The sequence below is a fragment of the Candidatus Methylomirabilis sp. genome (assembly GCF_028716865.1).
Taxonomy (GTDB): Bacteria; Methylomirabilota; Methylomirabilia; order Methylomirabilales; family Methylomirabilaceae; genus Methylomirabilis.
Genome location: NZ_JAQUOY010000021.1, coordinates 23,185 through 47,394, shown reverse-complemented (window position 1 = coordinate 47,394; position 24,210 = coordinate 23,185). Strand labels below are relative to the sequence as shown.

The 24,210-nt window shown below is 57.5% G+C and carries 25 protein-coding genes and 1 pseudogene; all 26 read right to left on the bottom strand.

The genetic code is table 11. The features are described from left to right. A partial coding sequence (locus PHV01_RS09420) for a branched-chain amino acid ABC transporter substrate-binding protein (RefSeq protein WP_337290901.1) occupies positions 1 to 499 on the bottom strand: 499 nt, incomplete at its 3' end. Position 500: 1 nt separating this feature from the next. Beyond that, a complete protein-coding gene (locus tag PHV01_RS09415; protein ID WP_337290900.1) occupies positions 501 to 1,205 on the bottom strand; it encodes an ABC transporter ATP-binding protein in 705 nt (234 codons plus the stop codon). After that, positions 1,198 to 3,264: an ATP-binding cassette domain-containing protein gene (locus PHV01_RS09410; RefSeq protein ID WP_337290899.1), complete on the bottom strand. Its 2,067-nt coding sequence runs from the start codon at positions 3,262 to 3,264 to the stop codon at positions 1,198 to 1,200. The genes PHV01_RS09415 and PHV01_RS09410 overlap by 8 nt, the downstream gene beginning before the upstream one ends. 7 nt (positions 3,265 to 3,271) lie before the next feature. Next, positions 3,272 to 4,174: a branched-chain amino acid ABC transporter permease gene (locus tag PHV01_RS09405; protein WP_337290898.1), complete on the bottom strand. Its 903-nt coding sequence runs from the start codon at positions 4,172 to 4,174 to the stop codon at positions 3,272 to 3,274. 69 nt (positions 4,175 to 4,243) lie between these two features. Beyond that, a complete protein-coding gene (locus tag PHV01_RS09400; RefSeq protein WP_337290897.1) occupies positions 4,244 to 5,359 on the bottom strand; it encodes a branched-chain amino acid ABC transporter substrate-binding protein in 1,116 nt (371 codons plus the stop codon). A 128-nt stretch (positions 5,360 to 5,487) separates the two neighbouring features. After that, positions 5,488 to 6,129, bottom strand: a complete 642-nt coding sequence (gene thiE / locus PHV01_RS09395) for a thiamine phosphate synthase (protein ID WP_337290896.1) — start codon at positions 6,127 to 6,129, stop codon at positions 5,488 to 5,490. A 68-nt stretch (positions 6,130 to 6,197) separates the two neighbouring features. Further along, the gene (efp, locus tag PHV01_RS09390) at positions 6,198 to 6,755 is read right to left on the bottom strand and encodes an elongation factor P (protein WP_337290904.1); all 558 of its coding nucleotides are present in this window, start codon (positions 6,753 to 6,755) and stop codon (positions 6,198 to 6,200) included. 45 nt (positions 6,756 to 6,800) lie between these two features. Then, a complete protein-coding gene (gene aroQ / locus PHV01_RS09385) occupies positions 6,801 to 7,271 on the bottom strand; it encodes a type II 3-dehydroquinate dehydratase (protein ID WP_337290895.1) in 471 nt (156 codons plus the stop codon). A 1-nt stretch (position 7,272) separates the two neighbouring features. Continuing rightward, entirely contained in the window at positions 7,273 to 8,343 is a 1,071-nt protein-coding gene (gene aroB, locus PHV01_RS09380; RefSeq protein WP_337290894.1) for a 3-dehydroquinate synthase, read from the bottom strand. A 20-nt stretch (positions 8,344 to 8,363) separates the two neighbouring features. Next, positions 8,364 to 8,894 carry a shikimate kinase gene (locus PHV01_RS09375; RefSeq protein ID WP_337290893.1) on the bottom strand — a complete coding sequence of 177 codons (531 nt, stop codon included), beginning with the start codon at positions 8,892 to 8,894 and terminating at the stop codon, positions 8,364 to 8,366. A gap of 1 nt (position 8,895) precedes the next feature. Further along, entirely contained in the window at positions 8,896 to 10,059 is a 1,164-nt protein-coding gene (gene aroC, locus PHV01_RS09370; RefSeq protein WP_337290892.1) for a chorismate synthase, read from the bottom strand. Positions 10,060 to 10,063: 4 nt separating this feature from the next. Then, the gene (locus PHV01_RS09365) at positions 10,064 to 10,876 is read right to left on the bottom strand and encodes a hypothetical protein (RefSeq protein ID WP_337290891.1); all 813 of its coding nucleotides are present in this window, start codon (positions 10,874 to 10,876) and stop codon (positions 10,064 to 10,066) included. Between the two features lie 132 nt (positions 10,877 to 11,008). Next, the gene (locus tag PHV01_RS09360) at positions 11,009 to 11,878 is read right to left on the bottom strand and encodes a hypothetical protein (RefSeq protein ID WP_337290890.1); all 870 of its coding nucleotides are present in this window, start codon (positions 11,876 to 11,878) and stop codon (positions 11,009 to 11,011) included. Further along, positions 11,875 to 13,914 (bottom strand): secretin N-terminal domain-containing protein, encoded by a 2,040-nt coding sequence (locus PHV01_RS09355; RefSeq protein WP_337290889.1) that lies wholly within the window; start codon positions 13,912 to 13,914, stop codon positions 11,875 to 11,877. The genes PHV01_RS09360 and PHV01_RS09355 overlap by 4 nt, the downstream gene beginning before the upstream one ends. After that, the gene (locus PHV01_RS09350) at positions 13,911 to 14,219 is read right to left on the bottom strand and encodes a hypothetical protein (protein WP_337290888.1); all 309 of its coding nucleotides are present in this window, start codon (positions 14,217 to 14,219) and stop codon (positions 13,911 to 13,913) included. The genes PHV01_RS09355 and PHV01_RS09350 overlap by 4 nt, the downstream gene beginning before the upstream one ends. Before the next feature lie 172 nt (positions 14,220 to 14,391). Next, complete coding sequence (gene pilO / locus PHV01_RS09345; protein ID WP_337290887.1) at positions 14,392 to 15,015, bottom strand: type 4a pilus biogenesis protein PilO; 624 nt, start codon at positions 15,013 to 15,015, stop codon at positions 14,392 to 14,394. An 83-nt stretch (positions 15,016 to 15,098) separates the two neighbouring features. Next, the gene (locus PHV01_RS09340; protein WP_337290886.1) at positions 15,099 to 15,641 is read right to left on the bottom strand and encodes a PilN domain-containing protein; all 543 of its coding nucleotides are present in this window, start codon (positions 15,639 to 15,641) and stop codon (positions 15,099 to 15,101) included. Further along, entirely contained in the window at positions 15,638 to 16,696 is a 1,059-nt protein-coding gene (gene pilM, locus PHV01_RS09335; protein ID WP_337290885.1) for a type IV pilus assembly protein PilM, read from the bottom strand. Before pilM ends, PHV01_RS09340 begins: the two co-directional genes overlap by 4 nt. Positions 16,697 to 16,857: 161 nt before the next feature. Next, entirely contained in the window at positions 16,858 to 17,655 is a 798-nt protein-coding gene (gene trpA / locus PHV01_RS09330; protein ID WP_337290884.1) for a tryptophan synthase subunit alpha, read from the bottom strand. Then, positions 17,652 to 18,893 carry a tryptophan synthase subunit beta gene (gene trpB, locus PHV01_RS09325; RefSeq protein ID WP_337290883.1) on the bottom strand — a complete coding sequence of 414 codons (1,242 nt, stop codon included), beginning with the start codon at positions 18,891 to 18,893 and terminating at the stop codon, positions 17,652 to 17,654. The genes trpA and trpB overlap by 4 nt, the downstream gene beginning before the upstream one ends. After that, a complete protein-coding gene (locus PHV01_RS09320) occupies positions 18,862 to 19,485 on the bottom strand; it encodes a phosphoribosylanthranilate isomerase (RefSeq protein ID WP_337290882.1) in 624 nt (207 codons plus the stop codon). The genes trpB and PHV01_RS09320 overlap by 32 nt, the downstream gene beginning before the upstream one ends. Then, positions 19,482 to 20,285 carry an indole-3-glycerol phosphate synthase TrpC gene (trpC, locus tag PHV01_RS09315; RefSeq protein WP_337290881.1) on the bottom strand — a complete coding sequence of 268 codons (804 nt, stop codon included), beginning with the start codon at positions 20,283 to 20,285 and terminating at the stop codon, positions 19,482 to 19,484. Before trpC ends, PHV01_RS09320 begins: the two co-directional genes overlap by 4 nt. A gap of 12 nt (positions 20,286 to 20,297) precedes the next feature. After that, the gene (gene trpD / locus PHV01_RS09310; protein WP_337290903.1) at positions 20,298 to 21,332 is read right to left on the bottom strand and encodes an anthranilate phosphoribosyltransferase; all 1,035 of its coding nucleotides are present in this window, start codon (positions 21,330 to 21,332) and stop codon (positions 20,298 to 20,300) included. A gap of 28 nt (positions 21,333 to 21,360) precedes the next feature. After that, on the bottom strand, positions 21,361 to 21,927 hold the full coding sequence (locus tag PHV01_RS09305; protein WP_337290880.1) for an aminodeoxychorismate/anthranilate synthase component II: 567 nt from the start codon (positions 21,925 to 21,927) through the stop codon (positions 21,361 to 21,363). A 6-nt stretch (positions 21,928 to 21,933) separates the two neighbouring features. Further along, positions 21,934 to 23,439 carry an anthranilate synthase component I gene (gene trpE, locus PHV01_RS09300; protein ID WP_337290879.1) on the bottom strand — a complete coding sequence of 502 codons (1,506 nt, stop codon included), beginning with the start codon at positions 23,437 to 23,439 and terminating at the stop codon, positions 21,934 to 21,936. Between the two features lie 149 nt (positions 23,440 to 23,588). Next, positions 23,589 to 23,924 (bottom strand): annotated as a pseudogene (gene trxA, locus PHV01_RS09295) (thioredoxin); the annotation flags it as partial. Between the last annotated feature and the right edge of the window lie 286 nt (positions 23,925 to 24,210).

The following is a 24,210-nucleotide window of genomic DNA, read 5'->3' as shown; positions in this document are numbered from 1 at the left end:
CCCGTCCCTGCTGATCGTCCCGCCCACATGTGCGAAAGAGGTTCATGAACCTTTGCTCTGTGAGTCGCGGGTCGGTGCTGGATGGCGTGATCTGAGGAACTGCAGCCGCGTGATAGATCGCTGAGGCCGGAAGCGAGCCGGCTGATGTCAGGTGGCCAATCACCCCCCAGGCCCCTGCCGCCACTAATCGTGTTGCCGCAGCAACTGCCTCAGCCGGATCGTTACGATCGTCCTCCACCAAAAGTCGAATCCGACGCCCAAGGATCCCCCCTTTTTGGTTCCACTCCTCGACAGCAAGCGCCACCGCCTCTCGTACATCGCGGCCCAGGTGCGCGAGGTCGCCAGACATCGGACCGACAACCCCGATGATGATCTCAGGGGCAGTCGTCTGTGACTCCCCCTCTGTCCTCGCGGGTAAAACCCACGCCAAGATCAGCACGAGCAAGGTCAGGCAGACTGCGAATGCCCCACGTTCAACCTTGAACCTTGAACCTCGCACCTTACTCTCCAAGGTAAGCGCTTCGGACATCACCATTGGCCATGAGGTGTTCGGCCTCATCCGCGAGCACGATCTGACCGACCTCCATCACATACCCCTTGGCGGCGATCTGAAGGGCCATGTGCGCATTTTGTTCGACAAGAAGGATCGTCGTCGATTGCGTATTAATCTCCCGAATCACCTCGAAGATCGTCTCCACTAACTTAGGGGCCAACCCAAGCGAAGGTTCATCCATCAGCAGGAGCCGTGGGTGCGCCATCAGGGCGCGGCCGATGGCCAGCATCTGCTGTTCGCCACCTGAGAGGGTCCCGCCCAGTTGGAACTGGCGGTCTTTGAGAAGCGGAAAGAGTTGGAAGACCCGATCGAGGTCGTGACGGATCTGTGCTGCATCAGCGCGAGTATACGCACCCATCTCCAGATTTTCCATGACGGTCAGCGTTGGAAAGATTCTTCGCCCCTCAGGGACCTGAGAGATGCCGTGCTTGACGATAGCATGAGTTGGAAAGTGAGTCAGATCCTCGCCTTCAAAAATGATCCGTCCACTGGTTGGCCTCAGGATTCCGGAAATAGCCATTAACGTCGACGATTTCCCGGCCCCGTTGGCGCCGATAAGCGTGACGATCTGACCTTCCTTCACCTCAAGACTGATCCCCTTGAGAGCATGGATCGCGCCGTAATGCGCATGCACCTCTTGCAGCTTAAGCATGCCCCGATTCTTTCCCCAGATAGGCGCCGATCACTTTGGAGTCCGCTCTGATCGCCTCGGGTGTGCCATCAGCGATTTTGACCCCGTGATCGAAAACCACTACCCGCTCGGATATGCCCATGACCAGCTTCATGTGGTGCTCGATCAGCAGCACGGTGATGCCGCGGGCACGAATTAAATAGATCAAGTTCATGAGCGCGTTGGTTTCCTGGGGATTCATCCCTGCTGCCGGCTCATCCAGGAGCAATAGGGTCGGGTCGCTTGCCATCGCCCTCGCGATCTCAAGCCGACGCTGATCGCCGTAGGGAAGTTGACTCGCCCACAGATCGGCCTTCTCTTCGAGGCCGACAAACCGAAGCAGGTCGGCCGCCTTCGCGACCAATTCCTCCTCTTCCTGAATCACGCCTTTTGGCCTGAAGACGGCGCCGACCACCGAAGCGCGCATCCGGCAGTGCCCCCCTACCATGACGTTTTCGAGCACCGTCATATCCCGAAACAGTCGGATGTTCTGAAAGGTGCGGGCCACTCCTTTCGAGGCGACCTGGTTGGGTCTCAGGCCAACCAGGTTCTCCCCGCGATAGCGGACCTCTCCAGAGGTTGGCGCAAAGAGGCCTGTCACACAATTGAAGAAGGTTGTTTTGCCGGCCCCGTTGGGGCCGATCAGACCGACGATTTCCCCCGCCTTCACGCTCAGATCGATCATATCAAGCGCTCGGAGACCGCCAAAATCTACTGAGAGCTTGCGTGTTTCAAGCAGGGTTATGCTCGCACCCTTCGGAGGTTGTACGGTAGGATCGACCTGCCCAGGGCCCGTCGAATGGACCTGTGGTCCGCTCACGACCGTAGCGCAAGCACGCTCCTTATGCCACAGAGGGACCGCACGGCGGCGCACGGCGAGTAGTCCCTTCGGTCGTATCACCATCATTCCGACCATGGCAGCACCAAAGATCAACATGCGATACAGCGCAAACTGCCGCATCATTTCAGGCAGGATCAGCAGCATCGCCGCTCCGAGGATGACTCCCGGTATGCTTCCTATCCCGCCGAGAACGACCATGCAGAGGACGATGACCGATTCGAAAAATGTGAAACTCTCAGGAGAGATGAACGTCATTTTACTCGCAAAGAACACACCCGCGAGTCCGGCCCATGTTGCGCCCAGACCAAAGGCCAGAAGCTTCGTTTTGACCAGATCGATCCCTATCGCCTCAGCCGCCACCTCGTCGTCGCGCATCGCGGTCCAGGCGCGACCGAGACGCGACTGATTGAGTCGGTCAACGACGAAGATGGTCAGCAGGACGACAGCCAGGATCAGGTAATAATAGTGGATCGGTTGGGAAAAGGTAAATCCGAAGAGACGTGGACGCGGGATGCCGATGATCCCGTTGGGCCCCCCCGTGACGCTATCCCAATTGTTCAACACGATCCGGGTCATCTCACCGAACCCCAGCGTCACAATAGCCAGGTAGTCTCCACGCAGACGCAGGGCCGGAGTGGCAAGGAGGACGCCGAAGATGGCTGCCAAGGCTGCTCCGAACGGTAAGACCTGCCAAAAGGAGAGGTCGGCCCGGGTTGCAAGAAGGCCGTACGCATAGGCCCCTACCGCATAAAACGCGATGTAGCCAAGATTCAGAAGCCCCGCCAACCCCACAACGATGTTGAGCCCAAGCGCCAACGTCACATAGATCCCTACCTGGGTCAGCACATCGATGTAATACCGATTCAGACCAAAGGGGATCACGACCGCAGCGGCGAGCGCCACGGCATACAGTACACGACGATCGATCCGCTGGGCAAGATCACGAGCTGTAGCCCCACCGGCCTCCAGTAAGCGATCCATCCAGACTGGTGATGTTCTCCGCCACTCGGAAATGACCCACCGTATGAGGCCCAGCAGCGCGACAACACCGGACACGATGAGGGGACGTTGCAGCCCGAAAAATGGCGCCTCCAACTCCATCATGAGAGGCAGCGACAAGAGTCCCAGCCACAGGCTGGCCAGGACGATTCTCACGAGAGGGCGTTGGTGCAATGGAACGGAGCGCGATAGGGGTTGCATGCTGATTCTAGGCTCGTTTTGAGGTATCTGCGCCCAAAAGACCGGTGGGTCGAAAGATCAGGACGAGGATTAGAATGGCAAACGCGAATACGTCTTTGTACTCACTCGAGATATAGCCTGCCCCCAGGCTCTCGATGAGGCCTAACAGTATCCCCCCCAGCATCGCGCCGGGAATGCTGCCGATCCCGCCCAGGACCGCGGCGGTAAAGGCCTTAATGCCGGCGATGTAGCCGATATAGAAATTAATCAGGCCGTAGTACATCCCGATCATCACCCCCGCCACTGCAGCAAGCGCGGAGCCGATGAGGAACGTGACACTGATCACCTGATTGATATCGATGCCGACCAGACTGGCCATCTGTTTATCCTGGGCGGTCGCACGCATCGCCTTGCCGATCTTTGTTCGGCGCACCAGCAGGTGAAGCGCGAACATCATCAGCACCGAGGTGGCCATGATGAAGAGCTGAATCGCGCTGATCCTGCCACCCGGCAGATCTATCCCACCCTGGATGAACAGTTCAGGGAATCCTTTATCTCTGGGCCCCTGCGCCAACATGACAAAGTTCTGGAGAAAGATCGAAACCCCCAGAGCGCTGATGAGGGGAGACAGGCGCGGGGCGGTGCGCAGAGGTCTGTAGGCCAGCCGTTCAATAGTGACGCCGTAGGCGCCGCAGAAGAGGATCGCCGCGAGCATCATGCAGAGAAGGGCCACGCCGGAATCCGGGGAGGTCAGGTGGAGCGTAGTCAGAAGGGTGAAGGTGACGATCCCCATGTAGGCGCCTAACATGTAGATCTCGCCGTGGGCGAAGTTTATCAGTTCAATGATCCCGTAGACCATGGTGTAGCCTAAGGCGATCAGCGCATAGACACTTCCGAGCGTCAGCCCGTTCACCAACTGTTGAAGCAGCATATCCCCTCAACACAAAAGGAGGGAAGAGATGGTTCCCTTCCCTCCCTCACCTTATAAGTAATCTCCCGCCTACTGGATTTCCACGAACTTCCCGCCCCTCACCTCCCACACTACGTAAGGCGACACCAGCACGTCGCCCTTCTTGTCGAACTGGATCGGTCCGAGGGCGGTTTTCCACTTCGTCTTCCTGATATGCTCCGCGATCGCGACGCTATCAGTAGATCGGGTCGCGGCAATCGCTTCAAAAAGGAGAGTGGCAGCCACATAGCTATACACGGTGTAGGCCCCTACCTCAGCGCCGAACTTTTCTTTGTGTCGCTTGATGACTCCCTGGGCTTCCTTGATTTTCGTTTGGTCAGGAGTAAACGTGATAAAGGCGCCCTCCGCAGCCTTGCCGGCAATGCCGGTAAACTCCTTGGCCCAGACGCCGTCGCCGCTGATAAAAATTGTCTTCATCCCCAGCTCGCGCATCTGCTTCGTGAGCATGATGGCCTCGGGATAGATGCCGCCGTAGAAGAGGACTTCGGGGTCGCTCTGTCTGATTGCCGTCAGAACCGGTCGGTAGTCTTTTTCTCCCTGTGTGATGCCGCCGTGGTAGACAGGCTTGATCTTGCCCTGCTCAAGCGCCTTGACGGTTTCATCGGCCAGCCCCTGTCCATAGGTCGTCTTGTCGTGCAGTACGGCGACTTTCCTTTTCTTCAGCTTCCTCAGGATGAAGTTGGCTGCCACGCTCCCCTGCTGATCGTCTCTGCCGCACACGCGGAAGACGTTCCACAGGCCGCGCTCAGTGAACAAGGGGTTGGTTGAGGCGGGGGTGAGTTGGACGACCTTACCGTCACGATAGATGGTGGAGGCCGGAATCGAGCAACTACTGTTGAAATGGCCGATCACCCCGACGACCCCTTCATTCACGAACTTATTGGCGACTGCAACGGCCTGCTTGGGATCGTGTTGGTCGTCACCCCAGACGATCTCGATCTGTTGTCCGAAAAGACCTCCCTTGGCATTCCACTCCTCCGCGGCAATGATAGCGCCGTTCTTCAGTTCCTGTCCTAAGGTGGCCTGATCGCCTGTCAGCGGACCGGCTACCCCGACCTTTATGGTACTGCCCGCATGGGCGTTCGCGGCGACGAGGATGATAAATGCGAGAGCCTTCCACAGCGACAACCACGGCCGTCCCATCATCCCCTCCTTGGTCGAAGTAGTGGCAACACAATTTCGCTCAACGGATACGCATTTCATTCAACACTATTTTAACAAGTACTTAGAAGCGTAACCATAATGTTGACTCTAGAAATAACGGGAAAGGGCTGTCAATGACCTTCCGCTTGCTGAATCGCTATCGTAAAGGCGACGGTAGCAGCCGTGATGTCATTAGCGCTGACGATTGCCGAGATCACCGCGACCCCGGTGGCCCCGGCTCGAATGACCTCTCCGACGTTACTCAAGCTAATGCCACCGATGCCCACGATCGGGAGAGGGAGCCTGGCCCGCAGTTGTCGAATCGTGTCGCAGCCAACCGGCTCGCACCCGGTCGCTTTCGTGGCTGTCGCGAAGACCGGCCCGATGCCGAGATAATCGGCCCCCTGTTCTGCGGCCCTGAGGGCCTGTTCAATGGAGTGAGTCGAAACCCCCAGGATCTTGCCTGTCCCCAGGAGCGCGCGGGCCTTCCATGGAGGCAGGTCATCCTGTCCAAGGTGGATACCGTCGGCATCGGCCGCGAGCGCCAGATCGAGCCTGTCATTCACAATGAAGGCAACCCCGTGCTCTCGACACAGTTGGGTAATTTGGCGAGCCTCGTACAGAAGCTGACGCGGTCCGGCTGCCTTGTCCCGAAGCTGGATCATCGATGCGCCACCTTTTACGGCTTGCATCGCTATTTCAACGTGGCTTAGCCCACGTCGCAACTCACGATCGGTGATGACGCACAAGCGGCATGCTTGCCAGGGAATCAAGGAACTGTCTCGGTAAGAAATGAGCCGTGAAGCTGTCAGCCATTAGCTGATTGTGAATGGGGCGGTTTTTAGGCTCGCTCCACATAGGATCCGGTACGCGTATCGACGCGAAGGAGGTCGTCGACGTTAATGAACAACGGTACCTGAATTATGGCACCTGTCTCGAGCGTCGCCGGCTTGGAGCCACCGGAGGCGGTGTCGCCACGGAAGCCGGGGTCGGTCTCGACTACCCTGAGTTCGACAAAGGTTGGAAGCATCACCTCGACGGGTTCACCGCGATACAACAGGACTGAAATGACCATCCCGTCCTTGAGGAAGCCACTGCTCTCCCCGAGCTGTTTCTCGTCCATTGTGAACTGATCGAAACTCTCCGTGTCCATGAAGTGATAGGCATCACCGTCATGGTAGAGGAATTGTACCTTCCGATCGTCCACCTCCGCCTTCGGAAGCTTTTCCTCGGTTCTGAACGTCCGATCGATAATGGCGCCGGTCTTCATATTCTTCAGCTTCGTACGCATGAAGGCGCCGCCCTTGCCGGGCTTGACCCACTGAAAGTCGGTCACGACGTATGGGGTTCCGTCCAGTTCGACCTTCACCCCAGGGCGAAGATCTCCTCCTGAAATCATCATCTTTTCTTGTCTCCATAAGTAAGCGAGATCTGAGTATTCATCTCATGATCCCTTTTTGTCAAGCAAGTGAAGGGCGGCCTCGAGCCCGAGCAGATAGCTAAAGGCACCGAAGCCTGCGATCTGTCCAATGACAACGTCGGCAATCAAGGAGCGATGGCGAAACTCTTCGCGGCGATAGATGTTCGACAGATGCACCTCCACCGTCGGAATGGCCGCGGCAATGATCGCATCACGCAGTCCCACGCTGGAATGGGTTAATCCGGCTGCGTTGACAATTATGGCATCAGCCCATCCGATGGCCTTATGGATGACGTCGATGAGCTCGCCTTCATGATTTGATTGAACGAAGCGGATCTCGGCCGATCGTGAGGCGGCATAGGCCCTGAGATCATCCTCGATCTCTTTCAACGTCGAATGGCCATACTGGTCCGGTTCACGCCGGCCCAACAGGTTCAAATTCGGGCCGTTCAACACCAGGATCCGTCTTCCCAAATCGCGTTTCGTATCACCCATCTCACAGGCTCCACGCCGCACTGATTGCCGCCCTCAGCTCACCGGGATCCGAAATGGCCGCCAACATGGCATGGCCGATCCCTTTTGTTAAGACGAAATAGATCATCTGATTCCTCACCTTCTTGTCATAACGTATCGTTTGTAAAAAACTTGACTGATTCACTGATGCCCTTGTCGGTAGCCCAATTCTCACCAGGAGCGTACGCAGCCGATCCAGCTCTTCGCGTTCGCAAAGGCCTCGGTTCACCGAAAGCATTGTTGCCACCATCATGCCGATTGCTATCGCCTCACCGTGAAGAAGCCGTTGGTATCCGGCGGCAGTCTCAAGGGCGTGACCCACAGTGTGCCCGAAGTTGAGAATTGCGCGCATCCCCTCCTCTCGTTCATCCTGTTCGACGACGTGCGCCTTGATCGCGCATGAGCGAGTCACGAGATGGGTCAGGGGCTCTTCCTCTGCGCGGAGGATTGAATCGAGATGCATTTCAACATACGCGAAGAGCTCTCGATCGGCGATCATGCCGTATTTGACCACCTCGGCCAGTCCCGCTCGCATCTGTCGCGGCGGCAGCGACCGGAGCGTCAGGACATCAGCCACGACCAACGACGGCTGATAAAAGGCGCCGACCAGATTCTTCCCCGCGGGAAGATTGACGGCAACCTTTCCGCCGACGCTACTGTCCACCTGGGCCAGGAGAGTGGTCGGAACCTGAATCAACGGAAGGCCTCGCAGGAAGGTCGCGGCCGCATATCCTGCCAGATCGCCGATCACCCCACCGCCCAAGGCGACCACGGCAGAGCGGCGATCCATCCGGTTCTGTAAAAAGGCCTGATACAGGCCGGCCGCGCGGCGCAATGACTTCGCCCGCTCCCCCGCCGGAATTTCTGTAGTCCCCACCTGGAATCCGGCCCGTCGGAGCGAGACCGCAGCCTTGGCTCCGTAAAGGCGACCGACGGCAGGGTTTGTGACGATCATCACTCGCCTGCTCAGGAGCAGTTCATCGCACAGGGCGCCCAGTTGCTTCAGGAGCCCATTGCCGACGGCAATCTGGTAGCTTCTACTGCCGAGCGTCACGGGAACCCTGGCTCCACTCTTCATCGCCCTGTATCGACGCTTCCGGCCGCCTCCAGGCCAACATGCTGAACGATCCGATCGACGATCTCCTCCACATCAGTCCCGCTCGTTTCAATGGAGAGATCCGCCTGGGAATAGGCGGGGCCACGCTGCAACAGAAGCTCACGGATTCTGGCAAGCCGATCCGGACTCCGTAAAAGAGGACGGCCGGCATCGGCCCCCAGCCGCTCCAAGATAACGGTCGGCTCGGCGACAAGACAGACGAGGACTGAGCCCGCTCTGAGGTTCCGGGCATTCTCAGGGTCAAGTATTGCGCCACCGCCGGTGGCAATCACGCAGTTCGTGTGATTCGCCACGCTCGCAATCAACTCTCGTTCCCTCCGTCTGAAGCCGGACTCCCCCTCCGAGGCAAAGATCTCTGAAATCGTCATCTCCGCCGCCGCTTCAATGGCGTTGTCCAGATCGATGAAGGGCAGGGCAAGCCGTTCGGCCAGACGGCGCCCCACTACACTCTTTCCTGTCCCCATGAATCCGGTCAGTACAATCTTCATGTCAGCGTTCGTGAATCGACGTAAGATAGCCCTGGTAATTGCGTGCCATCTCCTCCAGGCTGTCGCCGCCGAACTTTTCCGTGAACGCCTGAGCGAGCTCGAAGGCAACGACCGCCTCCCCAATCACGCCGGCGGCGGGAACAGCACAGATATCCGATCGCTCGATGCTCGCCTGAAACGGCTCTTTCGTGCGGAGGTCCACCGAGGCCATCGGGGCGTACTGTGTGGCGATCGGCTTCATCGCGCCCCGCACGAGAATCGGCTCGCCGTTCGACATCCCCCCCTCCAGCCCACCGGCACGGTTGGTTCTCCGCATAAAGCGACTATCCTCGTAGAAGATCTCATCATGGGCCTCGAACCCGAATCGTCGGGCACCCTCGAACCCAAGACCAATCTCCACGCCTTTGATTGCCTGGATGCTCATAATCGCCTGGGCAAGCCGCCCGTCGAGCTTACGGTCCCAATGGACATAACTGCCAAGTCCAACCGGCGGATTGAGCGCCACCACCTCGAACACGCCTCCGAGGCTCGTACCGCGGCTCTTCGCCTCGTCGATCTGTCGCATCATCGCCTCGCCAGCCTGCTGATCGGCGCACCGTACGGGGGAGAGTTCGGCACGCTCTCGGATCTCCGAAAACGAGAGGCCATCGGTCTTGGCGCCAACAGAACCGATCTCAACGACATGACTGAACACCTCAATGCCGAACTGTCGCAGCAAACGCCTGCAGACGGCCCCGACAGCCACACGGGCAGTCGTCTCCCTGGCGCTGGCCCGCTCCAGCACATTGCGGATATCGTGCTGCCCGTACTTGAGTGCTCCGGCTAAATCCGCGTGTCCCGGTCTTGGACGAGTGACAGGCCCTTTTGGATCAGTCTCCCTCCCCGTCGGCGTTGGATCCATCGTGAGCTTCCAGTTTTCCCAATCGCGGTTCGCGATCAGGATTGCAATCGGTCCACCCATGGTCAGACCGTGACGGACGCCGCCCACAATGTTGGCCTCGTCCTTTTCGATGCGCATCCTGCCCCCGCGTCCGTACCCCTGCTGCCTTCTTACGAGCTCACGCGTGATCTCCTCGGCGGCAAGCGGAAGATTCGCCGGGATACCCTCCAGGATCGTCGTCAGCATCGGGCCGTGAGACTCGCCCGCGGTCAGATAGCGCAACATGCCATCACTTTGCCACCGGTTCCTTCGGCAGCGTGACAGACTCGATCCTGGAGCGCTGCAGCAGATACGCGACGCAATTTTGCGCGAAGCGATCCCGGTCCTGCCATGTATCCTTGTCCAGGGATAGGGCCATATCCATGGCAATCGCCAGGATTGTGCCTTGCCCCACGCTCTTCTCTGCAATCAGCGGCATCGGCCGTCGTCCGCCCCCTCCAATTTCCCCCCCGCCGGGGTCCCCCCCACCAGTAAAAGCGGCCTTAGATCCCTTACGATACTGGGCGATTTCCACCGCACTGCTGTTTAACTCAAGCTCATTAAAATATCCCATGGGCGGAAGCGCAACCCCTTGAAGTATCGGGTGCCTGGGCTGAAGAAGAAGAGTCGGGCCATATGGATTGTAACCGAAGTCATCCCGCGACGGCTTGAGCGGCAAAAGCTCAGCCAGCTCAGTGCCGACATACCCTCCACTGCCGTACGACTGTTTTCCGCCCGTAACCAGCAGTGTACCTCCATGTGCGAGATATTCCGAAAGCCCATCCCGCACAGCCGCTGGAAGGCTCGCGTAGCTTACGTTCGACAGAATAATGACCGAGAAATCGGTCAAGGGAAGATCTTCAAGCTCTCTCCTGACGGCCGCACCGGTCCTCGCCTCTACTTCCGACCAAGTAACGTAAGAGTCATCACCCAACGAGAGGATCATCGACCCACCGTCGGCCATGAGGTCGGGTGCGCCGCTGAGAGACAAGCTCAGTAAGATCCCGGTCACCACAGTGAGAACCCAGGCGATCGGGGGCGCAGACTTCTTTAGTCCATTCACAGATATTCCTTTTCGCTCTGCATTTTACCCCAACTGCTGAGTGGAAAAAAGAGGAAAACCTAGACGCTAAGCGCTTTGCATGGAGGATAAGGGGTGATCCGCTTGCAGGAAAGGATCTTTGGTGGCCAGTGCTTACTTCGGGAACTGCGCAGCGGACGGTTTCTCAGCGGTTAGTCCTTTTGTTGCTTTCTTCACTTTTCGATAACAGACTCGAACACCAGCCTCGTCGTTCTTAAGCTGGGCCAACTCTTTGAGGAATCTGCCAGGCGTTGCGGAGTCCATTGAAATAGTCTCACCAGAAGCTAGAACGTTCCGATCTTCTATTTCAAACTTTCCCAAAAACCGCCCTTTCACTCGGACTTCGACTTCAATCCATGGAAGCCACGGTTCCTTCGAAAGATTAGTGATGGCACCTAGGAGATGGCCCTCGACCAACTCAACTTCGCTAATCGCAAAGTCAATCGATTCCCCGGGACAAAGCCCCTCTCCCGACCGACTCTTCGCCAGGCGTTCAGGGGCAATCTCGATGACCCCTCGCCTATTGACCTTGGTCAGATCATCTCGCTTCAGTCCGTGAATTTCAACGCCCTTCTCTTCAACAATCTTGGCGTTTACAAAGCTCTCTCCCCGATTAGTAATCAGATAGTCTTCCAGATCCGTGGTGTTACTCAACCGCTTGATCGACTGGGGACTTTTTGTCCCGAAGATGGCATAGACATCATCGGCGTTCACCTCTCCGAAATGCCCATTGATCGTACTCCAAAAGATTGGACCATTTGGCCTCCCCTCCGTACAGTCTTCTACGGGAGTCGTTTGCTCGCTCGCCCCTGGACTCTTTTCAGCCCCTTGGCGGGTTGGAAAGGTGCAATCATCAGCGACGATGAAATGCCCGCCCTTGAGGTAGATGAGGTATTCGGCATCTGAGGCGGAGGATAATCCAAGCAGGAGCCAAAGGGTCAGTAATCGGAACTGACGTCTGTGCGTCAAAAAGCCGGCTCTCAAAGCCGAGACTCCTGAAGTACAGATGGTGTGAGGAAAATCAGAAGTTCCACACGTTCATCGGGTCCGACCGACTGCCGCTTAAAGAGCCAGCTTAACCCCGGGATTCGACCAAAAAATGGTACCCGATCTACGATGATTGACTCCGTTGATTGAAGAAGGCCACCGATGACTACGGTTGAGCCGTTCTGAACCAGAATGTTGGTCGTGGTCTTGCGAGTATTGATGGGGAAGACAAATCCGAAGGCGCCTGTAATTTTCTCCCCAGGAAAGGAACGCTCTGCCTCAACCTTCATCGAAACGCGACCGTCTGGTGTGATATGTGGCTTCACTTTGAGCTTGATGAATGCATCCTGAAACTGGACAACCGTTCTCCCTGAGCTGTCGATCGTCGTAAAGGGGACCTGCGTTCCTTGTTTGATCTCAGCCTCTTCGTTGTCCTGGGTCGCCACTCTTGGCGACGACAGGGTCTTGATCTTCCCCTCTAACTCCGCCGCGGAAAGCTGTACCCCTACAAGAAACCGATTCGCAAGACTGCCGATGGTCGCTCCAATGACGAATGGGCTGGCCCCGGAAGTAATTGCTGGAAGATTCAAGGCGAGCGGTACCGGCCCGACGAAGGGGATGCCACCTCCGGTTGTTGTAGGAAATGGCGTACTGGAAGTCGGCGTAAGTCCGGGAAATTGAATCGGCCCAGCACTACCTCCACCACCGAAGGTCGTTACCCCGGTTTTGCTCCCAGCAGTCGTCGGAATCCCCGCTCCTCCCCATTGAATACCAAGGCTCTGGGAGAAGGAGCGAGAAGCCTCGACGATCCTCGCCTCGATCAGGACCTGAGGGGTTGGAATATCAATCTGCTTCAAAAAGGTCTCTATCCTCTCGACGGTCTCCGGGAGGTCCTTCACGATAATTCGGCTCGACCGTTCATCGATGACAATGCTTCCCTGGGATGTCTTCAGCGCGGTGAGATGGGTTTTCAGATCGGTCGCCTTCGCATAGTTAAACGGCAGCAGCTTGGTGACGAACGGATCTTTTGGCGGTACATCGAGCTCACTCGCTACTGCGGCTATCTTGAGGCAGGCAGATTGAACATCATTCACAATGACAGTATTTGTCTGCTCGTCAAGTTCAATGTTCCCCAGTCGTGTCTTCAGCCGATTGAGATGCTTTTTCACGTCATGGGCTTTTGTATGGGCCAAATGAATCACCTTGGTACACGGGGGCTCCTCCGCAAGACGCCGTTCTTCTTCTTCAATCCTGCGTCTCTCCTCTTCAGCCCTCCTTCGCTCTTCTTCAGCTTTTTTCTTCGCCTCCTCGACCTTTCGCTTCTCATCCTCGATTCGCAACTGTTTGAGCGCTGCCATCTCGATATCCTTCGCCCGCTCTTCCTTGCCCTTTTGGATCTCAGCTCTTGAACCCACATAGAGTACATTGCCATCCTGTTCATAGCTAAGACCCTTCGCACGGAGGATGACATCAAGCGCCTGACGCCACTCAACATTTATCAGACGCACAGTGACATCTCTATCTTTTCGATCCTTCAGGCCATGAGCTGCGACGATGTTCAGGCTACTGACCTCAGAGATTAAACGCAATAGATCATCAAGGTCGGCGCCCTTAAAATCCAACGATAACCGCTTGTTATCAGTCGGGATTTTCGGTGAGATTGAGGGTGGTGCAGTAATTTGTTGCTCAACAGAATGGGATGTAAGAGGTTCGGCCACCTTTGACACTTCCTCCACCGGTATCGGTTTCGATTCTCCGCCAAGCTGTTGAGCGGTTGGCTGGGATGGCGGCTTCTCCGAAGCTACCCCCTGAACCTTCAGAGCCTCCTCCCTTTCGACCAAGCTCTGAGAGGGGGTAGCGACGGCAGGCAAAGCTATCTTCTCAGGTCCCTCGCCGCGAATGTGAAGCCCGAGAGGCTCGATCAAGCCGTCTGCTGCTGCCGAATACCCAGGCAGGCACACCGTGAGTAGCAGCAGAGCGATTACCCAGCTTGAGCTCTCTCGTGGCGAGATCGCTCTCCGGAGCGTATTCATCTCGATTCTACCGATAGCATGTACTTTTCTACGTAGCGAGTGAGTAACTTACCTTCCGAATTCTTCGTTTGCACCTCAAATACTACACTATCCTTATTGATCTTGACTACCTTCGCCGAGTCAACTACGTCGTTTTCCCGGATGACGTACCCCATGCCTGGTGTCGAATCCGACTCCACCAACGCATAGTAGGACTGGGCTTCCCGGATAATACCCGTCAGCTTAAGACGCACCGTTGGGGGTTTTTCTGCCGTCTTGACCCGAGGAGGCCGAAATGGATCCCGGCGCCCTCGTGACTGATACACAGCAGGAGCCTCTTTCTCTTCCGGTTGTAAGGATGTATCAAGAGTCGGCGACGGCGACGGCGACGAGCCCTGGGCTGGAGAAGGTGTGGGGGGCGGCGTATCCCTGCCGCAGGCAAGGACAGTTACAAGGCTGAAGATGACTACACCCCCCACAGCCGTCTGGCGCCGGAGCCTATTTTGCCGTGCTCGCAGCCACGACACTCTTCGCTCCCGAAGTGCCCGAGTAGGTGTAGGTCACCACGCCAAACTCGGCCTGGATGCTGGGCCCGGCCTTCTGTGCTTTTATTGCCGGTCGAATTGTCAGATCGGCGACATTCACAATCCGCTCCAACCGGCTCAGGCGCTCAAAGAGCAGACCAAGATCATGGTATGTCCCCACAACCTTGAGTTGCACCGGAATCTCAGTATAGAACTCCTTTGCCACCGGGGTGCCTGGCTTGAACAAGGAGACGTCCAGATCCGTCTCGTGGCCGAGGCCGGCGACTCGTTTCAGTAACGATGGAATTTCCTTTTCGGCCGGAAGCTGCTGCACCGCACGCTGGAGGCGTGCTTCCAGCAGTTTGATCTCCTGTTTCAGGTGAGGTTTCTGGCTTGCGATCTGCCTGCTCCGCTCTGCCTCGGCTCTCAGCCGGGTGAGTTCAGCCTGAGCCTCGTTCCTGGCAGCCCACTCCGATCGAAGAAAGAGTTGCCAGTAGACGAGGCCCACAAGGATCACAAAGATGACGCCGAGAGTCACCCTTTGCTTGAGGGGGATATTTGCAGTGTAGGCCGCCAGAGCAATGGAAGGAAGTCTCACGATCCTCTCCTTCGGCTAAGCCCGTGGTGCGCCCGGCCGAACCACTCAGGACAGGTCCATCAACAAGGTGTAGAACGAGCTGCCTACCCCGACAAGGTTGAGATGATCTCGAACCGTTCAACCGGTCTGCCTTCGTACAACTCGAGTTCGGAAAAGTTGAGCTCAACACTGTTGATGATCGGCTTGAGTCGTTGTAGCGCCAGCATCAATTCCGCGACGGAAAAGTGTGAGGAGGCGTAGCCCTGAATAACGAGCCTCCCGGAGACTTTATTAATTCCGGTGAGCCAACCGTCCTCAGGCAACGCCCGACTGATCCCATCAAGTAGACGGACCGCACTGCCTTGGACGGCGGCCAATCGCTGAACGAGTGCCAGCCGGTCCTGAAGCTGTTTCTTATCGCGAGCGTCTTGCTCAACCAATCGGACGATCTGTTGGTTCCTCCCGATTTCACTCCGTACCGCGACGATATCCGCTCGAAGTTGTTCCACGTCGTGCTTCACGAAATACCAGTACCCCCACATCCCGGCGGCAGCGAGAATCGCCACGGCTATGATCGCTGCCTGAGGGGCTCGTACTTGAACCTTTCTTCGTCGCGCCTCTGGCGAAAGGAGGTTGATCCTGATCATACGGCACTATCCTCCGGCTCGCGAAGGGCCAATCCCACGGCAACCGTCATCTGAGGGGCGATAGAGGCTAGGTATTGAGCGTCGAACTTCTTCGGGTCGGCAACGATATTTTGAAAAGGGTTGGCGATCTCAACAGGAAGTTCAAGCGCGCTTGAAAGATAGGACGCCAGGCCTGGTAACGACGCGCACCCGCCGCTTAACACGACTCGATGGATCGTATGGCTTTGACTCGTCGAGTAGTAAAAATCAAAAGAGCGTCGTATCTCTGCGGCTAACTCGCTATTAGCCATCTCGATCACAGGCTTCGCTTCCGCGAAGCCATGCCCTTCAATCGCCTCTCCTCTCTTTAACGCCTCAGCCTGTTCGAAGCTTAAGCCTACGCCCTTCTGTAACGACTCGGTGTGTCGGTTGCCTCCTAGGGGGCTCTCCCTGGTAAAATCCGAAATCCCGCCGTTAAGGATATTAATATTGGTGATAGCCGCTCCCACGTTCACGAGGGCTACGACCTCACCCGGCTGGAACTTCGTGGACATCGTGAAGGCATTCTCGATTGCAAAGGCGTCTACATCAACGACTGCGGCCCTCAGCCCGGACGCAGAGATCACGGCGAGATAGTCATTGAGGGTGTCCTTTTTCACGGCGACCAGCAACACATCCATCTCCTGCTCGTTTGGACCGGCCTCCCTCAGAATCTGGAAGTCGAGATTGACATCCTCGATCGAGTAGGGAATGTGCTGCTCAGCCTCCCACACAATGGCTTCGCGGAGTTCTGCCTTCTTCATCGTGGGAACTTTAATCTTTTTAATAATCACCGAGTGGCCCGAAACAGAAAAAGCCACGTCCTTGATAGCAATGTCATGCTTGTCGAAGAGTTGCCGGATGGCGGTGCTGACTGTGGCGGCATCCATGATGATCCCATCTACAATCGTCTCGGGATGGATATGAGCGATGCCAAGCTCGGCTAATTTGTAGACATTACCTGATCGGTGAAGATGCACGGCCTTGATAGAGCTGGTTCCGATATCCAGGCCAACCAACTCATTCTGACGGCTCATCCATGAAAACATTACTGTTTCCTATATTTTGCCGCAATCCCTCATTGAAAGATAGTACTATAATGCTTTCTTACGACGTTACAGGGGGCTTGTCAAGGAGAATGTGAGATCTTACAGCGGGAGCAGCAAAAGATACTTACAAGAGGTAAAACTGTAGATATCTAGCCGATTGTCGCGGTTTTCAGCGACGCAACATAGTCCCCAACTCGTTGCAACTGATCTGACTTCCCGGCTGTCTGTTCCAGCAGTGAGACGATGGCGCTTCCTACGATCACCCCATCAGCCAGCTTTGACACCATCCGCACCTGCTCCGGTGTTGAGATGCCAAACCCCACCGCAAGCGGCAGGTCGGTCTCAGCTCTGATCATCCGAATGCTGGCCTCCAGATCCTCGCTGAGCCTGGAACGAACCCCCGTGACGCCCCGCAGGGAGACATAGTAGATAAAACCCTTCGAGGCGGCCGTGATCGTCCGAATGCGCTGTTGCGGGCTGGTCGGTGCGATCAGAAATACCGTGTGAAGGTTGTGAGCGGCTGTTGCCTCAACCAGCTCGGCCGCCTCTTCGGGAGGAAGATCAGGAACGATCAGCCCATCGACGCCGGCCTCTGCAGCCTCCTTGGCAAACCGAACATAGCCAAAGTGGAAGATCGGATTCACGTAGCTCATCAAGAGCAGCGGCAGCCGGCAGTCCGACCGAAGATCCCTCACCATCTCGAGGATCCGCGGGAGCGTCGTGCCGGCCGACAGTGAGCGTTGCGACGCGCGCTGGATGGTAACACCGTCAGCCAAAGGATCGGAGAAGGGGACGCCGAGTTCGATGAGATCCGCCCCTCGCCTCTCGAACTCCAGGATCAGCGAACGAGTGGTGTCAAGACCGGGATCGCCGGCAGTCAGGTACGGCATCAGTGCCCGGCCTCCTGATTTTCTAAGCTGACGGAAGCGCTCGTCGATACGATTCATCTTTGCACCTCGCCCCCTAGCAGCTTGGCCACAACCTCCACGTCTTTATCCCCTCGGCCCGAGAGGTTCACGATCACGATCTCGTCCTTTCGGAGCATAGGGGCCAGCTTCCCCACATGAGCAATGGCATGCGCGCTCTCCAAAGCCGGGATCAGCCCCTCAAGCTCGCTCAGGAGCTGAAAGGCTTCCAGCGCCTCCGCATCGGTAGCCGAAACAAAGTCGATCCGCCCGAGGTCTCGGAGGTAACTATGCTCCGGACCGACGCTCGGATAATCGAGTCCGGCAGAGACCGAATGAGTCGTCTGAATCTGGCCATCGTCATCCTGCAGGATGTAACTCATCGTTCCGTGCAAGACGCCCAGTTCGCCGGTCGCGAATCGGGCCGCATGGCGGCCGGTCTCGATGCCCAGACCGCCTGCCTCTACCCCGATCATCCGGACAGCGGGCTCATCAAGGAAGGTATGAAACAAGCCGATCGAGTTACTGCCTCCGCCGACACAGGCCACGAGGTAGTCCGGCAGTCTCCCCTCCAGTTCCAAGATCTGCGCCTTGGTCTCCTTGCCGATGACTGATTGAAAGTCCCGAACCATCATCGGATACGGATGGGCCCCCAGGACCGAGCCCAGGACATAGTGCGTCGTCTCGACGTTCGTGACCCAGTCGCGCATCGCCTCGTTGATCGCGTCCTTCAGGGTCCGGCTCCCCGACTCGACCGGGGTAACCTTTGCGCCGAGCAGGCGCATCCGAACAACGTTCAAGGCCTGCCGCCGCATGTCCTCGGTTCCCATGAAGACCTCGCAAGTCAGACCAAATCGGGCGGCCACTGTGGCGGTCGCCACCCCATGCTGGCCGGCCCCCGTCTCGGCGATGACCCGAGTCTTGCCCATGCGACGGGCGAGGAGAATCTGGCCAAGAGTATTATTAATCTTGTGCGCACCCGTGTGGCAGAGATCCTCACGTTTGAGGTAAATGCGAGCCCCCCCCAGATGTTCCGTCAGCCGACTCGCGAAATAGAGGGGCGTCGGGCGTCCCACATAATGCCGGAGAAGCTGCTGCATCTCCGATTCAAAGCCAGGATCAGCCTTCGCATCGAGATAGACCTTCTCCAGCTCCGTGAGCGCCGCCATCAGGGTCTCCGGCACAAACTTCCCTCCGTACCTGCCGAAATGTCCGCGGGCATCCGGAAGCGGGCCCTGATGCCGCGCCTCAGCGTGTGTCGGCTTTTCTTGCTTGCTCAATGAACTCCCTCACCTTGCGATGATCTTTCCGGCCTGGGGCGATTTCCACACCGCTACTCACATCGACAGCATACGGCCTGACTTGCGCCACCGCCAAGGCGACATTGTCCGGGGTCAGTCCACCGGACAGGATCACCCTGGCCTCACTCGCAGCCTTGGTCGCGATCTCCCACGGGAAGGTCCTGCCGGTCCCACCCGGTCGGTCAGCGACGTAGGTGTCCAGCAGAAACGCCCTCGCCTGCGGATAGAGGCGTAACGCCTCCAGATCGCGCTCGCCTTGGACCCGGATCGCCTTCACGAAGGGGACACGAAGGCGCCGGCACTCTGCCGGGCTCTCGTTCCCGTGCAATTGCACGAGGCTGAGACCGGAGGCGCTCACGATCTGATCAATCTCCTCGGGTGTCCGGTCGATAAATACTCCCACTGTTGCCACAAATGGCGGCATCTGGGCGGCGATGACGGCGGCGGCCTCCGGCTCGATGTACCGAGGCGTCCCTTTCACAAGGATGAATCCCAGGGCATCGGCCCCTGCCTCCACCGCCACCCAGGCATCTTCTTGCGAGGTGATTCCGCAGATCTTGACGCGAATCATCCGTTGGCATCCAGCAACAACTCGCGAAGCCTGCCGCCGGGATCCGAACTCGCGAGCAAGGCTTCGCCGACCAGGACCGCATCTACAGGCGACGCAGCTAACCGCCGCATCTCTTCAGGACGGCTGATGCCGCTTTCACTTACGACGACCGCCTTCGGGGGAAGGTATGGCAGAAGCGCAAACGTGGTGTCCAACCGGGTCTCCAGGGTTGCCAGATCTCGGTTATTGATCCCGATGAGTGTGGCCCCCGCTTTCTTCGCGGTCTCAAGCTCTGTCAGGGTATGAACCTCAACCAGTGGATGCAGGGACAGCGATGTCGCCAGTGAATAGAAGTCGGCCAGTTGTGAACCATCGAGGGCTGCGACGATCAGCAAAATCGCGTCTGTCCGATGCGCGCGGCTCTCATAAATCTGGTAGGGGCTGATGATGAACTCTTTCCTGAGCAGCGGCAGATCGACAGCCCCTCGAGCTGTCGCAATATCCTTCAGGCTTCCTTTAAAGAACCGCCCATCCGTGAGAACCGAGATCGCGCTCGCGCCGGCCGCCTGGTAGGATGCCGCAATCTCAGCCACGTCAAGCGGCTCGCGGATCGCCCCCGCGGACGGTGAGGCGCGTTTAATCTCAGCAATGGCCTTCAGGGGTTCACGCGTCGCTGTCTCCCTTCGACTCCTTGTGACGGCGGTCGTGAAATCGCGCGGGGGCGGTGAGTCGAACGCTTGCGCCCTCAGCTCCGCGAGCGGGATTGCCGCCTCCCGTTCGGTGACCTCCTGGCGCTTGTACTCAAGAATACGACGCAGCATCAACGCTCCAGATTACTGCCGGCAGTATCGCCGGCTGAACTCCACCAGTCGGCAGAGCTTCTCCATGGCGGCGCCGGCATCGATCGAGCGAGCAGCCAGCCTGACCCCCTCCTTGAAATCATCAGCCTTGCCGCCAGCGACGATGGCCAGCGCGGCGTTCATGACCACCACGTCGCGTTTCGGCCCCATCTCCCCGCCCAGGATTTTCTTGATGATCGCTGCGTTCTCAGCCGCACTGCCGCCCTGCAGGTCGCGAAGCGTTGCCCGCTGAAGACCGAAATCCTCCGGCGAGACTACGTAGGTGTGAACATGCCCATCTTTAACCTCGGAAACCCTGCTCTCTCCTGTGGGTGAGAGCTCATCAAGCCCGTCAAGGCCGAACACGACGAACGCTCGCTTCGACCCCAGATCATTCAGCGCGCTCGCTAAGAGTTCTGTGAGGCGGTCTTCATACACGCCCACCACCTGAGCCGATGCCCCGGCAGGATTGGTCAGGGGGCCAAGGATGTTGAACACCGTCCGGATCCGTATGTCCCGGCGAGCCGTCATCACGTAGCGCATGGCCGTGTGCAAGAGCGGCGCGTACAAGAACCCGATCCCGACTTCGTCGATACAGTTCCCTACCTGCTCCGGCGTGAGCGTGAGGTCTACGCCCAGCGCCTCCATGACGTCGGCGCTTCCGCATAGACTCGATACCGAGCGGTTGCCATGCTTGGCCACCCGGACTCCTGTTCCGGCCGTTACGAAGGCAGCCGCCGTTGAGATGTTAAAGGTGTGGCCGGCGTCGCCCCCGGTACCACAGGTATCCACCAGTAGGGGCACGTTGCAACGTGCCCCTACCACCACCGGCGACACGTGCGTTCGCATCGCCCTGGCAAAACTGGTAATCTCACCCACCGTCTCGCCCTTACATCGAAGCGCCGTGAGAAAGGCGGCGATCTGCGGATCAGACGCTTTCCCCGACATCATCTCTTCCATGGTCATGAAGGCCTCTTCAGGGCTGAGGTCTCGTCGCTCGACTACCTTTTGTAACGCCTCCAGGATCATCATCTCACCTTGTATTCTTACTGCCCCTTCAGGAGAGTGAGAGGAAGTTCCTGAGCAGGGCCTTGCCTTCTTTCGTCAGGATCGATTCGGGGTGGAATTGAATCCCTTCGATCCGATGCGTCTTGTGGCGAACCCCCATGATCTCCCCTTCGGCGGTCTCAGCCGAAATCTCCAGGCAATCAGGGAATTCCTCCCGATCGATGAGGAGTGAATGGTAGCGCGTCGCCTCAAAGGGGTTCGGGAGGCCAGAAAAGATAGTCTGACCGTCATGGTGGATCGGAGAGGTCTTGCCGTGCATCAAGCGAGCCGCCCGCACGATCCGGCCGCCAAATGCGGCACCGATGCACTGATGGCCGAGGCAGACGCCAAGGATCGAGACCTTTCCGGCAAACTGACCGATGAGGTCGCAACTGATGCCGGCTTCCTTCGGGGTCTTCGGTCCCGGAGAGATTACAATCTGATCGGGATGAAGCGCTTCGATCTCCTCCAGCGTGACCTGGTCGTTCCGGAAGACGCGAGGGCGTTCGCCGAGCTCGCCTAAGTACTGGACCAGATTATAGGTGAAGGAATCGTAGTTATCGATGACAACCAACATCGAAGTTTACCCCGCACGCCCGATCAAAAGATCGCCCGATTCGGCCATCTCGATCGCCTTGAGCATCCCCTTGGCCTTGTTCATCGTTTCCTCGTACTCGCGCTCCGGATCGGAGTCGGCGACGATCCCGGCGCCCACCTGGACATGCGCGATCCCGTCGGTGATGACGACCGTGCGAATGGTAATACAGGTATCCATGTTGCCGGAGAAGCCAAAATACCCAACCGCGCCCGCATACGGCCCACGACGCACCTGCTCAAGCTCCTCAATGATCTCCATGGCTCGTATCTTGGGAGCGCCGGTCACAGTCCCGGCGGGAAAGCAGGCACGCAGCAGATCGAAGGCATCGTATCCCTCAGCGAGCACCCCTTTAACATTGGAGACGATATGCATCACGTGCGAATACCGCTCCACCGCCATCAGCTCCGAGACGGTAACCGACCCCACCTCTGCCACCCGCCCGACATCGTTTCGTCCGAGGTCTACCAGCATGATGTGCTCTGCCCGTTCTTTGGGATCGTCGAGCAGCTCCTGCTCCAGGGCCAGGTCCTCTGCATCGCTCCGCCCCCTTGGACGGGTACCGGCGATCGGACGGAGATCAATCCTGCCCTCCTCCAATCGGACGAGCACCTCGGGCGAACTGCCGACCACCCGGAAATCGCCTAGCCGGAGGTAGTACATATACGGCGACGGATTGATGATCCGGAGGGCTCGGTAAATATCGAAAGGATCGGCTGCAGTTTTGGTCGACAGACGCTGGGAGATTACCGCCTGGACGATATCCCCAGCCCGTACATACTCCTGCGCGCGCTGTACGGCCTGAATGAACTCCGCATGACTCATGCTGGAGTCAAGGCGTAGCGTCCCTTCGCCTCTACCCTGCGTCTGACTCATATCAAGCGGACGTCGCAGCGCCTCGACGATCCCGTCGATCTTCCTGGCGGCGTCATCGTACGCCTCCCGGAGTCGCCTCGGAGTCGCCTCGGGAATAAGAACATTGGAGACCACCTTGATCCGGTGAGACACATTGTCGAAGATCAGCAGTGTATCGGGCAGGAGAAAAAGGGCATCGGGCAGGTCGAGATCGTCCTTCGTGATCGCCGGAAGCCGCTCAAACTGTCGAACGACATCGTAGGCCAGAAAACCAATCATTCCCCCATAGAATCTTGGCAGATCATCCGTCTGCACCGGCCGATACCGCGAGAGGATCGCCTTCAGTGGCTCCAGTACATCTTTTTCAATAGGGTGAGATTGAATCCCATCCTTGCTGATCACCTCAATCATCGATCCCTTGGCTTTCAAGACAAGGCTGGGGTTGCTGCCAAGAAAGCTATAGCGGCCCCACTTTTCTCCCCCCTCCACGCTCTCCAACAAGAAGGCATACTCACCGCGATCGATCTTTCGAAACGCCGAGACCGGCGTTTCCATGTCAGCGAGGATCTCACGATAGACGGGGATCAGGTTCCCGTCCTTGGCCTTTCGCGAAAATTCATTAAACGATGGGTGCAGCATCTCCGCCATGGTTGAGCAACATGGTTTAAGACTGAGAAAATAGGGCGTTACCGTACCACAAGGGAGAAAAAGTGGTCAAGGGCAAACCCGGAACAGGGCTCAGTGGGAATCCCAGGCGAGAACGGCAGGGTGCCCGATGGAGCAGTACATTACAGATGCTGTTGGACTTTTGCCTTGATGGTTGATTTCGGCATAGCACCGATCAGTTGCTCGACCTGCACTCCATCTTTGAAGAAGAGGATAGTCGGAATGCTTCGGATACCGAAACGAGCCGAGGTCTGCCGATTCTCGTCCACATTCAGTTTAGCAACAGTGATCTGCCCTTCGCACTCAACTGCCAACTCTTCAAGGATCGGAGCGATCATCCGGCAGGGACCGCACCATTCAGCCCAGAAATCAACCAGGATCAGTCCACTCCCTTTCGTCACTTGTTCGTCAAAATTGTGATCAGTAACCTCGACGACCTTGTCTGACGCCATACATCCCTCCCGATTACGCCTGTGGTGAGCTTGTCATACTACTTCATGAAGCAATGCCCTCGCCGGGCTCTCCAGCAAGGGCAATCGTAACTTACTTTTGATCTTAGATTTGATCTTAGAGAAGATGCGATCGACTGTCAAGCGGTTTGAAGAAGCTCTAAGAACAGTAAAGGCTCATGGGCTCCACCACCTCCTCTGTCGGTTGAGGTCATTGGGGCAGAGGTATCTTAACGGAATCTGGAAGCGGATGCCATACGTCTTTACTGTTCTAACACAACAGGGTTTTGATGTT